The sequence below is a fragment of the Capnocytophaga sp. FDAARGOS_737 genome, from assembly GCF_009730375.1.
GTDB classification, from domain to species: domain Bacteria; phylum Bacteroidota; class Bacteroidia; order Flavobacteriales; family Flavobacteriaceae; genus Capnocytophaga; species Capnocytophaga leadbetteri.
Genome location: NZ_CP046316.1, coordinates 1,083,773 through 1,097,657, shown reverse-complemented (window position 1 = coordinate 1,097,657; position 13,885 = coordinate 1,083,773). Strand labels below are relative to the sequence as shown.

10 protein-coding genes are annotated in these 13,885 nt (G+C 39.1%); 5 read left to right on the top strand and 5 right to left on the bottom strand.

Going from position 1 to position 13,885, the window contains the following annotated elements:
- Window positions 1-8 precede the first annotated feature (8 nt).
- Together FOC45_RS04780 and murC are read left to right on the top strand one after the other, a co-directional pair.
- Entirely contained in the window at window positions 9-854 is an 846-nt protein-coding gene (locus tag FOC45_RS04780; protein WP_009389148.1) for a hypothetical protein, read from the top strand.
- Window positions 851-2,200 carry a UDP-N-acetylmuramate--L-alanine ligase gene (murC, locus tag FOC45_RS04775; protein WP_009389146.1) on the top strand — a complete coding sequence of 450 codons (1,350 nt, stop codon included), beginning with the start codon at window positions 851-853 and terminating at the stop codon, window positions 2,198-2,200. The genes FOC45_RS04780 and murC overlap by 4 nt, the downstream gene beginning before the upstream one ends.
- Window positions 2,201-2,280: 80 nt before the next feature.
- On the opposite strand, the gene FOC45_RS04770 is transcribed toward murC, so the two are convergent.
- The 4 genes from FOC45_RS04770 to FOC45_RS04755 form a co-directional block, all read right to left on the bottom strand.
- Complete coding sequence (locus FOC45_RS04770) at window positions 2,281-4,263, bottom strand: OmpA family protein (protein ID WP_009389144.1); 1,983 nt, start codon at window positions 4,261-4,263, stop codon at window positions 2,281-2,283.
- A 114-nt stretch (window positions 4,264-4,377) separates the two neighbouring features.
- A complete protein-coding gene (locus FOC45_RS04765) occupies window positions 4,378-6,324 on the bottom strand; it encodes an OmpA family protein (RefSeq protein ID WP_009389142.1) in 1,947 nt (648 codons plus the stop codon).
- Between the two features lie 67 nt (window positions 6,325-6,391).
- Window positions 6,392-7,306 carry a type IX secretion system membrane protein PorP/SprF gene (locus FOC45_RS04760; protein WP_009389140.1) on the bottom strand — a complete coding sequence of 305 codons (915 nt, stop codon included), beginning with the start codon at window positions 7,304-7,306 and terminating at the stop codon, window positions 6,392-6,394.
- A 281-nt stretch (window positions 7,307-7,587) separates the two neighbouring features.
- The gene (locus FOC45_RS04755) at window positions 7,588-8,520 is read right to left on the bottom strand and encodes a beta-ketoacyl synthase chain length factor (protein ID WP_009389139.1); all 933 of its coding nucleotides are present in this window, start codon (window positions 8,518-8,520) and stop codon (window positions 7,588-7,590) included.
- Between the two features lie 230 nt (window positions 8,521-8,750).
- Between FOC45_RS04755 and FOC45_RS04750 the strand changes: the two genes are divergently transcribed.
- Window positions 8,751-10,613 (top strand): ABC-F family ATP-binding cassette domain-containing protein, encoded by a 1,863-nt coding sequence (locus tag FOC45_RS04750; protein ID WP_009389136.1) that lies wholly within the window; start codon window positions 8,751-8,753, stop codon window positions 10,611-10,613.
- Between the two features lie 134 nt (window positions 10,614-10,747).
- Here the strand turns inward: FOC45_RS04750 and FOC45_RS04745 are convergent, their stop codons facing one another.
- On the bottom strand, window positions 10,748-11,866 hold the full coding sequence (locus FOC45_RS04745) for a formimidoylglutamase (protein ID WP_009389134.1): 1,119 nt from the start codon (window positions 11,864-11,866) through the stop codon (window positions 10,748-10,750).
- Between the two features lie 104 nt (window positions 11,867-11,970).
- On the opposite strand from FOC45_RS04745, the gene FOC45_RS04740 reads away from it, so the two are divergent.
- Together FOC45_RS04740 and FOC45_RS04735 are read left to right on the top strand one after the other, a co-directional pair.
- On the top strand, window positions 11,971-12,909 hold the full coding sequence (locus FOC45_RS04740) for a 2-hydroxyacid dehydrogenase (protein WP_009389133.1): 939 nt from the start codon (window positions 11,971-11,973) through the stop codon (window positions 12,907-12,909).
- Window positions 12,910-12,971: 62 nt separating this feature from the next.
- Complete coding sequence (locus FOC45_RS04735) at window positions 12,972-13,790, top strand: 5'-nucleotidase, lipoprotein e(P4) family (RefSeq protein ID WP_009389132.1); 819 nt, start codon at window positions 12,972-12,974, stop codon at window positions 13,788-13,790.
- Window positions 13,791-13,885 lie beyond the last annotated feature (95 nt).

The window sequence follows — 13,885 nt, the reverse complement described above, 5'->3', positions numbered from 1 at the left end:
TGAATAGAATGACTAAGAAATTAATTTTTATAAGCATAATATGGTGGGCAGTTGCAGCTATAGGACAAACTACACTGAAGCCTTCAGTTTTTATCGACACAAAAAGTGATGCTTTCAAGAAAGGTATTGTAGAAATTAAGGAATACACTAATTATGAAGTGTATGAGCAACTACAACGACTGATGAAAAAGGGTAATGCTGGCGCTATCAACAGTGATATGATACGTCAAGCCTACATCACACGCAAAGTAAGTTTAGCAAAAGGAAGCTACATCATTGATAATAATGAACAACGATTTGAGTTTGAAATAGGTAATGGAGGAATACTGATAGGCGAAGGGAAGTTCCTCAACAAGAAACGCAACATAGCCTCTACTTATATTTTTGATAGCGGAAAGTTATCAGAAATACACCTATTCAACTCGGAAGGGCGATTGCGGAAGAAAAATATTTTTAAAGGAAATATGATAGAAGGCTTGGTGTATGACCACGCAGGGAATATCGCACAAAAGATAGAGATATACACCAATCTAAAAGAGGGCGCAGACCAGATAGTGACTACTTATCACAAAAACGGCAACCCGAGTAAGGAGGTAAATAGCATCAAAAACATCACTAAGGAGTATTACCAAAACGGTAAGCTAAAAATAGAGATTATCGATAGTAAAGCCACCACTAAGTACGACCCTGAAGGCAAGCTGACTGAAAAGTGGTATATAACAGAAAAAGGTAACTGCCGTGAGTTATATGACAAAGGCATTATCACCCAAAAGACCTGCGAAGACCGCAGTATAAAAGAAACAACAGTATCATATTACAAAGACGGAAAATTAGTAGAAACCAAGAAGTTATGAATTTAGCACCCATACAAAACGTTTATTTCATAGGTATAGGCGGCATAGGTATGTCAGCTCTTGCTCGTTATTTTAACGCTAATGGCAAAGCTGTATGCGGTTACGACCGTACGCCTACTGAAATTACAGAAATGCTTGAAAAAGAAGGAATAGCAGTACACTTTACTGATGATGTTGCCGCTATTCCAGCCTCATTTAAAGACAAAGCTACTACTTTAGTAGTTTATACCCCTGCTATACCTAAAGACCATTCAGAACTGCTGTATTTTCAGCAAAATGGTTATGAGGTGGTAAAACGCTCGGAAGTGTTAGGCTTTATCACGCAAAACAGTTTCTGTTTAGCGGTAGCGGGCACGCACGGCAAGACGACTACCTCGAGCATTCTCGCCCATATATTAGTAGAAAGTGGTGCCTCGGTAAGTGCTTTTTTAGGAGGTATAGCAGAGAACTTCAATAGCAACTTAGTACTACACGGCAATGAATACACTGTAGCTGAAGCTGATGAGTTTGACCGTTCTTTCTTGCGTCTGTCGCCTAATATAGCGTGTATCACTTCTATGGACGCTGACCACCTAGATATTTATGGTGATGAACAACACCTGATAGAAGGATTTCACCAATTTGCAGGCAAAATAAAAGAAGGAGGTAGCCTAATAGTGCGCAATGGGTTGGCTATAGCAGGCGAAACTTTTGGATTAGAAGATGATTCTGACTATTCTTTTCAGCATATTCGCATAGTAGATGGTGTTTACCACTTCGATTTTAAATACAAAGGAGGTATCTACAAAGATTATACTTTCTTAAAACCTGGAAGACACAACTTATTAAATGCTTTAGCTGCTGTTTCAATGGCAATAAAAGCAGGATTTGCCCCAGAAGCCTTACTTCCTCATTTGGCAACTTTCAAGGGAGTAAAAAGGCGTTTTTCGTATATCATAAAAGAAAAAAATAGGGTGTTTATAGATGATTACGCTCATCACCCTTCAGAAATTAATGCGCTTTATCAGGCTGTGAGCGAAATGTATCCTAATACCCCTAAAACTATTATCTTTCAGCCTCACCTCTTCAGTCGTACCCGTGACTTTATGGATGATTTTGCCAAAAGCTTATCGCAGTTTGATGAGGTTATCCTATTGGATATTTATCCTGCCAGAGAATTGCCTATTGAAGGCATTACCTCTGAAGTTTTGCTAAGCAAAATCACTACCCCACAAAAGACTTTAGTAAGCAAAGCGGAACTTATTCCTTTACTAGAGACTATGCAGCCCTCTCTACTATTAGCTGTAGGTGCTGGCGATATAGGTGCTGAAGTAGCCCACATAAAAGAGGCGATGAGTAAGATATAAAGAAGAGATAAATATACAAAAAAACAGTCTGAGTGATAACACTCAGACTGTTTTTTTGTATAACAATTTTAAAAATATAACTAATAACTAATAATAATGAACTCACTACGACGGTTGGCTTGATGTTGCTCTTCGGTACAAGGTACCCCATTACTACATTCGTTTACTAACTGCGTTTCGCCATACCCTTTACCTGTAATACGGTTTTTCTTGATACCGTGAGAGGTAATCCACTTGATAGTAGACTTAGCACGGCGTTGTGAAAGGGCTAGGTTGTACTTATCAGAACCCCTACTATCAGTATGCAAGCGTACATCTACCGTCATTGTAGGGTGCTCTTGCATCACTTTTACGATTTTAGCTAACTGCTCAGCTGCATCTTTGCGAATGTTAGCTTTATTATAATCGAAGTAGATGTTTTCGATATTCAATATTTTGGCTAAATCGTTGCCTACCGCTATTTCTTTAGGTTTCTTCTCTTCTACTACAGGAATAGGCGTCAATAATACTTCAGCTGTTACATCTTTATTGCTATTAAGCGCTAAAAGCTGCTGATTGCTGTTGTATTTTTCTTTCTCTGATTTAATCAACAGTTGTAAGTCGCCACAATCAGCTGTGTAATTGAATGCAAATGCCCCCTCAGCATCGGCTGTAGTTTCCTCTAAAAGAGTATTGTTGGTACTCCAAAGAGCTACCTTAGCATTAGGAATAATAGCTGATGTAGCAGCATCTTTAACTACCCCCTTAAGGCTGTACTGACAGGTAAAACGAAGAGGGGTATGCTCATAGAAACTATAGATATCATCACTCCCTCTACCCTCTGGACGATTAGAGGTAAGATAGCCTATGTGTGTATGACTGTTGATAACATAACAAAAATCATCATCTGCACTGTTACCAGGACGACCTATATTGATAGGCTTGGTAATAGGATTGCCCTCTGCATCTAATTTGACAGCAAAAATGTCTAAGCCTCCTAAACCAGGGAAGCCATCAGAAGAGAAATAGAGTATATTATCATCAGATATAAAAGGGAAAGACTCGCGACCAGGTGTGTTGATACGCTCGCCTAAGTTCTCTGGTTTACCATACCCGTCTTTTAATATTTTAGAGCGGTAGATATCAGAAGCACCAATAGTACCTTTCATATCAGAAGTGTAATAGATATATTTGCCATCAGGACTAAGAGCTGGGTGTGCTACGCTGTGAATATTGCTATTGAAAGGCATTTCTTGCACATTTCCCCATTTGCCACTTTTATCTTTAGTAGCCTTAAAAATCTTAAGCAATACGGTTTGGTCGCCGTTAGTTTTTACCTCGTTATTGATGAAGTTATTACGTGTAAAATACATCGTATTACCATCTTTAGTAAAGGCAGCTGTTGATTCATTAAACTTAGTATTAATACCGTTTAATTTTGCTTTTCTTGAGGCTTGTAGGCTATCAGTATTAGCTTCGTAGAGCGTATAAAAATTGTCGCCTGTCCATTCTGAACGGCGTTTTAGAAAACCTGTTTTGCTAGTAGCATATACAATATTATCGCCATAAAAAGCGGTACCATACTCTGATTTTTTAGTATTGAGTTTGAGCAAATTGAGCTCCATTCTACCTGAATTGCGTTTTACTTCAGCCTGATAATCTCTGTTTTTGAGAAATAGTACAGCACGCACATCGTTTTTACCTGTAAGTGCTACAAACTGATCCATTACTTTGTCGGAAGCATCGTAATCACCTTTGCTTTTTAGAGTTTGAGCATAGCGGTAATAATATTCTGGCTTGATATTTAAAGGCTTATTAGTTTTAGGATCCTTAGCTTTAAAAAGTTTATCATACCATTTATTAGCTTGCTGATAATCGGCATTATAATAGTAAGCATTACCAAGGTTTTCTAAGAGTTCTTGAGGTTCAACTCCTTTGCGGGCTATACTTTCATAAGCATTGATGGCCTCGACATAATCTAAGTTCTTATAATATTTAGCTGCTTTTTGCAAAGCTTCTTTTTCATTTTGAGCAAAAGAGAATTGTAATATTAATAAGAAAGTTATAAAAAAAAGTTTTTTCATAAGATATAAATAAGAAAAAATTAAGAATTTAGGAAATGAATACTATATTTAAAGATTTTGCCAAAGAGGTAACTATAAATATTACCTCTTTGACAAAGCTATTATGAGAGATTATTACATCGCAACAACGATAAATTCGCTGCGACGGTTTTCTTGATGTTCTTCTTCAGTACAAGGCACTCCGTTAGAGCATCCGTTTACGAGACGTGTTTCGCCATAACCTTTAGCTTTTAAGCGTTTTCTATCGATACCTTGTTTAACTATCCATTCGAGGGTAGCTTTAGCACGGCGGTCAGAAAGTTTAAGGTTATATGAGTCAGCACCACGGCTATCGGTATGAGAACGAATATCTATCTTCATTTTTGGATACTCGCGCATTACCTCTACGATTTTAGTAAGCTCAACCGCAGCATCTGGGCGGATATTAGCTTTATTATAGTCGAACTTAATTTCTTTGATTTCAAATACTTTAGCTAAGTCCATACCTTTTTTGATAGCTACTTGTCTTGGGTTGAGCAATATCTCGTATACTACCTCATCTTTCCCTACAGTAACATTTACTTCGGCTGTTTCGTATTTTTCTTTTTCCCCACGTAAGTAGTAGTGAGAATCATTGCAATTTACTTTTTCAAAAGTGAAAGTACCATCAGTTTTTGACTTGTCTGTACTTACTTCTTTCATCACTTTATCAGATAAAATCACTTTTGCATTGGCAATAATAGCCTTAGTTTTAGCATCTTTTACTATACCTTTGATATTTTTCTGGCAAGAGAACAATAGAGGTTTATCTTCATGGAAGCTATAAATATCATCTTTACCTTTCCCTCCAGGACGGTTTGAGGTTAAGAAACCTATTTTGCTATCGCTATTGAACACAAAACAGAAGTCATCATCTGCACTGTTACCAGGCATACCGATATTTACCGGTTTAGAAGTAGAGCCATCGGCATTAAACTTCGCAGCGAAAATATCTAACCCCCCAAGACCAGGTATACCATCAGATGAATAGTAAAGTACATTTTCTTTAGAAATATAAGGGAAAGACTCACGACCTGCTGTATTAATGATATTACCTAAATTTTCGGGAGTACCATATTGGTTATCACCCAAAATTTCTACTCTGAAAATATCAGAACTACCAAATGTTCCTGGCATATCAGAGGCAAAGTACAAATACTTTTCATCTGAGCTAAGAGCTGGGTGTGCTACGTTATACTGGTCGCTATTGAAAGGAACCTCAACGATGTCGCCCCAATTGCCGTTCTTATCTTTAGTGGCACGTAATATTTTAAGCAAAATAGTATTTTCGATATCAGTACCAAGTTTTCTATTTACGTAGTTATTACGTGTAAAATACATTGTATTGCCATCTTTAGTAAAAACAGGGGTAGACTCATTAAACTGTGTATTAACAGAAGAAGAAAAAGGTTTTCTGCTACCTAACTTCTGATCGAAATGTTCTGCCTCGTAAAGGTCGTAGAAACTCTCGCCTGTCCATTGAGATACACCACGTTTAGCTTTTCTGGCATTGGTAGCCCCTGCAAAAACTATCTTATCACCATAAAGAGCGGTACCATATTCAGAATTTTCGGTATTAATAGAGGCATTATTGAGCTGAAATCTACCTGAGTTGTTCTTAATAACCGTTTGATAATCTTTGTTTTCTTCGAAAAGGGCCGCACGAGTATCATTAGCATTAGTAAGTTGAACAAACTTAGCCATCATTTTATCGGCTTCGGTATAGTCGCCGACAGACTTAAGTGTTTGTGCATAACGATAATAATACTCAGGTTTTACCTTGTACTTACCTTCTTGAAAAAGTTGTTCGTACCAAGGAAGCGCCTTTTTGTATTCGGCATTGTAATAATACGCGTTGCCCAAACTCTCGAGCATCTCCTGATTCACAAAGCCTTTCTGGGCTATTCTTTCATAAATTTTAATCGCATCAACGTACGAAAAGTTCTTATACATTTCATTTGCTTTTTCCAACTCTTTTTCTGGTTGTGCAAAAAGTAATGAAGTAGAACTTAATAAAGCTACACTAAAAGTTAATAATCTCATTTTTAACAATTAACAATTACAAATTAATAATTTATTGATAAAGTGGTTAATGGTTAAAAATATTATTTTAGAAGAATCGAGGTGATACGATTTTCTTATAGGTTTTAACAAGTTCGTAACGCAAGAATATCTCGTGAGAACCTGAGTTGTATTTTGACAATTCAGTAGTTTCGTAGTCATAGCCATAACCTATAAACCAACGATCATTGGCTTGGAAGCCCGCCATTATACTAACTGCGGCATCCCAACGGTAAGCTGCCCCTATGACAAATTTCTCATTGAACATAAAGTTGAGCGAGCCATCTACTTGTAATGGTACTCCAAAAGAAGCTTTAGTAAGTACTGCTGGCTTAAACTTCACATTATCTGATAGGTTAAATACATAGCCCCCAATGAAATAGAAGTGTTGTGCATTCTTAAGCACTGATACCGATTGGTCTTTATAATGGGTAGTTTCTAACATATTAGGCACTGAGAAACCGAGGTAAAACTTATTAGTATACCAATACACTCCCGCCCCTATATTAGGTGAAAATACACTTTCGGTACCCGCTAAGGTAACATCGGTATTATCTTGTTTGCGCAATTCATCGTAATTTATTTGAAATAAACTACCTGAACCTTTTATACCAAAAGCTAATTTAGAGTTTTCAAAGTTCAATGTATACGATGCATCTATTGCTAATTGTGTTTGGTTTTGAGGACCAATACTCTCGCGGAAAATACTTCCTCCTAAACCTACATTGCGAAGTTCTTGCATCGGTTGGTGATAGCTAATGCTACCATTAGTAGGTGCCCCTTTGATGCCTACCCATTGGGTACGAAACATACCAAAGAAACTTCCTACTTCGCGTGAGCCAGTGTAACCAGGATTAAACAGCATAGTGTTATACATATACTGTGTGTACTGCGACTCTTGTTGTGCTAAAACTACTGTACAAAATAAGGTTGTAAGTAGTGAAAATAAGGCTTTTTTAGTCATAATGAAACTGTAGTTTTGTATTCTTTACAATTGATTCTTAGTTAGTTACTATAATTATACATACTATAAAAACGGTGCAAAGTTACACCTTTTTTTTTAATAATCAATTTTTCTTACATTGATTAGCAGGAAATGAGTAAAAAAGTATATTTTTCTATTTTTTCAACCATTATTGGATACTTATTTTTCGCTAATTATTCATCACATACTCGGCTGCGCCAGCTCGCCAACTTTCCTTCGCTCTTCCTATATTGTTCCTATATCCAACGTATAGGGTAAGTCTATACAGAAAATTTTTCTACTAATACCAAACTGAAATCTTTATTGTTATAAGAATTAATAAGTAGTATGCGGCGTGCTTTGTCTTCCTTCAGGTAGTGGCAGGCATACCATAAACCAAAAGCTGAGGCTGTGAAATATTCGCCACAAAGATTTTTATAAGACAATATAGGACATTGCCAAGGTAGCGAAGTAGGGTCGCCAGTGAAAATAATATCTATATCGCTTATGCTAAGAGCATTATGCTGGAGAAAGTCAGTTATCCAAGAGGGGAGTTCGTCAGGTGTAACTTCATTGCGAAGACTAATATCTACGAGCTCGGCATAAGTATGCTCCGCAGGAATAGCGGAAAGAGCAAAGAAAGCTGCCCCCTCGCCCATCAGGTTGCTTTTTATCAACTGTTGCGTCTGTAGAAAAAAAGGAGCGTGTTCGTCGACCCCTCCTACTAAAGCATTGGCTATCAGCTGTTGTTCTAACTGCATTGTAGCATCTAACAGAGCAGACTCGAATGAGATAGCTCCGTTAACATAAGTCGTATTATAGCTGTGGCACTGCCAATGCAAAGCGAGTTGTCCTGCTATTGTATTGTGGGTGGATTGTATAAAAGCCGTGGGGGTAAGATGTTGTTCGTGATTATCAAGCATCGCCTTGAGAAACTTTTCGGTGTCTTGGACGCAGCCCATACCCGTGCCTACTATTATAGCTTCAGGTGTGGTAATATGGGCTTCTCGGAGGGCTTCAGTAGCGGTAGCAATACTCATTTTCACCCCTTTAGCCATTCGTCTGCTAGCATTAGGGGCTATATAATCCTTATAAGAATGTTCTTGCGCATAAAGCACCTCATCGGGCTGGGCTGGCAAAAAATCGTCGAATGAAGGAGTAGGAAAAGTAGGTTGGGCACTTAGGCAGGAAGCTCCGTTAATATAGATTTTCATAGGTTTCTTGTCTTTTGTATGTGGGCAAAGATAATAAAAAAATTGTTCTTAGCGTTTTTTTGCTTATTTTTGCGGGCTGCTTGTTGATTATTAACATCCCCCTATACACATACTCCGCTGCGCCAGCTCGCGGACTTCCTTCAAAAGGGGGAAATGTGACAGGCAAGCATACACGAAAAACATTGTAGACAGTCTGTTGTTTCAACATAATTTAAGATAAAAATAATATAATGAATTTATTATCAGTAGAAAATATATCTAAGGCCTTTGGGGAACGAGTTATACTCGAAAATATTTCTTTTGGCATCAATAAAGACCAAAAGATTGCCTTTATTGCTAAAAATGGCACTGGAAAGACGACTCTTCTGAATATTATGGCAGGTAAAGACTTGCCTGATAGCGGTCAGGTGGTGTTTAGAAAAGGAATACATATCGGTTTTTTGTCGCAAAACCCATATTTTGATGAAGAACTAACCGTAGAAGAGACTATTTTTGCTGCTGATAATCCTATTTTGCGTCTTATTCAAGCATACGAACATGCTTTGGAGCACCCTGAAAACGAAGTAGCATACCAAAAGGCTTTTGAGCAAATGGAGCTACACAACGCTTGGGACTTTGAGACTCAATATAAACAAATTCTTTTTAGGCTGAAATTAGACAATCTTAGTCTGAAAGTGAAGAACTTATCAGGCGGGCAGAAAAAACGCCTCGCTTTGGCTAATGTGCTTATTAGCAAGCCTGACTTGCTTATTTTAGACGAGCCTACCAACCACTTAGACCTTGAGATGATAGAGTGGCTGGAACAGTATTTTGCTAAAGAAAATTTGACGCTCTTTATCGTTACTCACGACCGCTATTTCTTGGAGCGCGTGTGCAACGAAATATTAGAACTTGACGGAGGCGAGTTGTTCAGTTATAAAGGTAATTATTCTTACTTCTTAGAAAAGAAAGAACAGCGATTGGCACAAGAACAGGCTTCAGTTGAGAAGGCTAAAAACCTATACGTGAAAGAATTAGACTGGATGCGCCGCCAACCTAAAGCACGTACAACCAAATCGAAGTCGCGGATTGATGATTTCTATAAGATAAAAGAGCAAGCCCATAAACGACGCAAGGAGCACACGGTGCAGCTGGAAATTAATATGGAGCGATTGGGTAGCAAGACGGTAGAGTTTCACAACGTATGTAAGGCGTTTGATAAGCTAACAATACTCGATAAATTCAGTTACAACTTCCTAAGAGGGGAACGGGTGGGTATCATCGGTAAGAATGGTACTGGTAAATCTACTTTTTTGAACTTACTGACAGGGGCTCTAACCCCTGATAGCGGCAAGATAATAGTAGGTGACACTATCAAATTCGGCTATTATACGCAGGAAGGTATAGAGGTATTGCAAGGGCAAAAAGTAATAGAAGTAATACAAAAATATGGTGATTACATACCGCTACTGAAAGGTCGTACCCTATCGGCAGGACAACTGTTGGAACGTTTTCTCTTCGACCGTAAAAAACAATACGACTATGTAGAAAAACTTAGTGGTGGCGAGCTTAAACGCCTGTACCTCTGTACAGTACTGATACAAAATCCGAACTTTCTGATATTAGACGAGCCTACTAATGACCTTGATATTGTAACACTAAATGTGTTAGAAGATTTCTTATTGGACTACCCAGGGTGCTTGGTGGTAGTATCGCACGACCGCTATTTTATGGATAAGATAGTAGACCACCTTTTTGTATTCAGAGGACAAGGTGAAGTAGAGGATTTCCCTGGTAACTATACCGATTATCGCGTGTATGAAGAGAGCACTCCGCCAACAGATGACGCTCCTAAAAAAGAGGCTACCAAAAATACTTGGCGCAAAGATGCTAACAAAGGTCTTTCATTCAACGAACAAAAGGAATACAATAGGTTAGAGAAGGAAATAGCCCAATTGGAAGAAAAAAAGACAGCTATAGAAGCTGCCTTTGCTGAGGGAAATCTTACTAATGATGAGATACAAAGTCAATCAGTTGCTCTACAAGAGACCCTTGTAGCCTTAGAGGAAAAGACTGAAAGGTGGTTTGAGCTAACTGAACGATTGGACAATTAGACGATTAGACGATTAGACGATTTGGCGATTTGTCAATTTGGCGATTTGACGATTAATTAACATCCCCCCTGCCCCCTTCAAAAGGGGGAGATGTGACGGTCATCATACTAGTAGAGAAACTGTTTTTTAGCAAATTAGATAGATTTTCGGTAGGAGCGCCACCAACGTTCGGGGATAGTACCTCGGATGGCCTCTTCGTAGTCTTGAGGTAAGCAAGGGATAAGTCCTGATGGGACGTGGTTTTGAGGTCCTGAGTACTTATCGCTACCAGGTTTCATCCACCAACGTTCGGTCTGTGTGCTTTTGAAGAACTCTATCTGTACATCCTCAATAGGCACAATATATTTAGTATAATTTTCGTCATTAATCACCGGTAACTCTTTGATACGGAAGTTGAAGCCCTCATAAAAATACCAAACCATTTCGGCCATCAGCTGGTTAGCCAAATCGGTATTAGGCACATTGAAAATGCCTGTTACTTGCACATTGCTACTGATACCGGCATAGCGCGTAATGGCACAGATTTCGCGGTTAGAAAAACCATTTACATTACCCGGTGCATTCATATCTTTAGCCTGTACACTGGTCATATCAATACTTACGATATCGGCATCGCGCATAGCAGGCTCTATACACTTCAGGTCATTGACCACATTGCCCAAACGATAGGCTTCGAAGCACATCTTCTCAAGCAAATCGAGTTCTTCTTGGGCTACATAATAAGATTGATACCCTAAATTAGTAAAGTCGAGAAGATTGACAGGCGGCTCAGAAATCAGACGACTCATATAAGAACTTTCAATAAAAAGCTCTTCATCATTTCCAAAATCGAACTTGGCATCTACACTTACAAGATTTACCATTTGCTCGAGGCTATCAAAAGCACGATAAAGCGAATAAGTAAACTGCTGCTCCCCCCCTATTACTAAAGGAAGGACGCCTTTTTTGACCAATTCGGCTACAATTTCGCGGATAGCAAAATGCGTATCCTCGTCCGTTTCGCCCGCAGGAAGATTGCCTAAATCGGCAATGTTGAAGTACCAATTCCCTACGAAAAGAGAGTAAAGATGGCGGCGAAAATTACTAAAAGATTGGCGGTTTTTCTCGACACAGAAGAAAGCGATTTTGACATCGCTAAGGTCGGGTAACCCTATGGAGTACAGGTGTTTTTGTATCTGGAAGCCCACTTGCTGAGGCTTGTAATCATCTAAGGTAAAAGATGCTTCGACAGGTTGTAAATACGATAATGACATTGGTTATATATTAGGTAATAATGCGCAAAGATAGTAAATTATTATCAATTATTAATTGTTAATTGCCAATTGTTTTGTACCTTTGCAGTGAAAAACAAGAGAGAATGAAAATACTTCACATAGACAAAAACCACCCTTTGATGCTGGCACAGCTTGCGGCTCAAGGGTTTGAAAACCACGAGGACTATACCAGCACTAAGGTTGAAATAGAAGCTAAAATAGCTGATTATGATGGGATTATCATCCGCAGTAGGTTCCCTATTGACAAGACATTTTTAGACAAGGCTACTCGCCTAAAATTTATAGGCAGAGTGGGTGCCGGTCTTGAGAATATAGATGTAGCTTATGTTGAAAGCAAGGGTATCAGCCTAATAGCTGCCCCTGAAGGCAACCGCAATGCGGTAGGTGAGCACGTTTTAGGAATGCTGTTATCGCTACTAAACAAGTTTAAAAAAGCGAATAACGAAATCAAGAACGGCAAATGGTTGCGCGAGGAAAATCGCGGTTGGGAGTTAGACGGCAAAACGGTAGGCATTATAGGCTATGGTAATATGGGCAAGAGCTTTGCTAAAAAGCTACGAGGCTTTGACTGCCAAGTAATCTGCTATGATATACTACCCAACAAAGGCGATGAAAACGCTCGGCAAGTAACCTTAGTAGATTTTTTCCGCCAGGCAGATGTGGTAAGTCTGCACACCCCACAAACGCCCCAAACGACAAGAATGATTAACGAAGCGTTTATCAATAGTTTTGCCAAAAGTTTTTGGTTTTTGAACACAGCACGCGGCAAGAGTGTCGTTACTGATGATTTGGTGCGCGCCCTACAAAGCGGCAAAGTATTGGGAGCAGGACTAGATGTGCTTGAATACGAAAAAGCCTCATTTGAAGATTTTTTTAGCGATAAGCAGATGCCCGAAGCGTTTAAATATCTTTTGGAGGCTGACAATGTAATCCTAACCCCCCATATAGCTGGTTGGACACTTGAAAGCAAGGAGAAACTGGCTCAGACGATTGTGGATAAGATAATTAATTTTAGTCGTTAGTCATTAGTAATCAGTCGTTAGAAAGCGACTCTATATAGGAAAATTGAGATTTGATATATCATATGAAAAAGAATTATTTATTGATTGGGGTAGCGGCTCTGTTATTAGGGGGCTGTTGTGCTACCAAAACCTCTACTGCAGCGCAAGCCCCCAAGGGCGAAAGCACGCTCATCGCTAACGGTAAGCTATGGTCTTCTTACTTTCAGCAAAATGCTGCTGAATACGAGGCTCTTTGTCTGCAAGCCTTTAATGTAGCTCAGCTGCGTTTAGACGAAGCTCTTGCTAAAAAAGGCGATAAACCGCTGGCTATCGTTACTGATATTGACGAGACTTTCTTAGACAACTCGCCTTTTGAAGCCTATTGTGCTAAAAAGGGTATTAGCTACTCGCAAGAGGCGTGGGAAGAATGGACGGTATTAGGCGATGCTAAACCGCTGGCAGGGGCGTTAGATTTCTTTACATACGCTGACAGCAAAGGGGTGACTATCTTCTACGTAACCAATCGTCTAGAGAAAGAGCGCGAAGGCACTGCTAAGAACCTGCGCAAGTATAACTTCCCTTTCCCTTCTGACAGTAGATTGATACTCCGCACCGCTGAGAAAAGCAAAGAGAACCGTCGCCTACAGATAGCTAAAGATTACGACATTGTGTTGCTAATGGGGGATAACCTTTCTGACTTTGCTAAAGACTTTGACAGTCGCACTCCTGAAGGGCGCTCAGAGGCCGTACATAACAACCGCAACGAGTTTGGCAAGCGCTTTATCATCCTACCTAACTACTCTTACGGCGACTGGGAAGGGGCTGCCTATGGCAATAAATACTCTATCCCTGCTGAACAAAAAGAATTGATTATTAAGAATAAGACGAAAGCGTTTAAATAATTAGCAAATTTGGAAATTAGCGAATTAGTAAATGGCAAATCTTGCGAGAGTGAGGTTTGTCATTTTTTTATTTGGTAGGTCATAGTTTGTCCGCT

Coding starts and splice junctions, on each gene's coding strand:
- FOC45_RS04755 (WP_009389139.1), bottom strand. CDS start 8,520: ATGAAAATCTATATTAACGGAGCTTCCTGCCTAAGTGCCCAACCTACT.
- murC (WP_009389146.1), top strand. CDS start 851: ATGAATTTAGCACCCATACAAAACGTTTATTTCATAGGTATAGGCGGC.
- FOC45_RS04780 (WP_009389148.1), top strand. CDS start 9: ATGACTAAGAAATTAATTTTTATAAGCATAATATGGTGGGCAGTTGCA.
- FOC45_RS04770 (WP_009389144.1), bottom strand. CDS start 4,263: ATGAAAAAACTTTTTTTTATAACTTTCTTATTAATATTACAATTCTCT.
- FOC45_RS04740 (WP_009389133.1), top strand. CDS start 11,971: ATGAAAATACTTCACATAGACAAAAACCACCCTTTGATGCTGGCACAG.
- FOC45_RS04735 (WP_009389132.1), top strand. CDS start 12,972: ATGAAAAAGAATTATTTATTGATTGGGGTAGCGGCTCTGTTATTAGGG.
- FOC45_RS04765 (WP_009389142.1), bottom strand. CDS start 6,324: ATGAGATTATTAACTTTTAGTGTAGCTTTATTAAGTTCTACTTCATTA.
- FOC45_RS04745 (WP_009389134.1), bottom strand. CDS start 11,866: ATGTCATTATCGTATTTACAACCTGTCGAAGCATCTTTTACCTTAGAT.
- FOC45_RS04750 (WP_009389136.1), top strand. CDS start 8,751: ATGAATTTATTATCAGTAGAAAATATATCTAAGGCCTTTGGGGAACGA.
- FOC45_RS04760 (WP_009389140.1), bottom strand. CDS start 7,306: ATGACTAAAAAAGCCTTATTTTCACTACTTACAACCTTATTTTGTACA.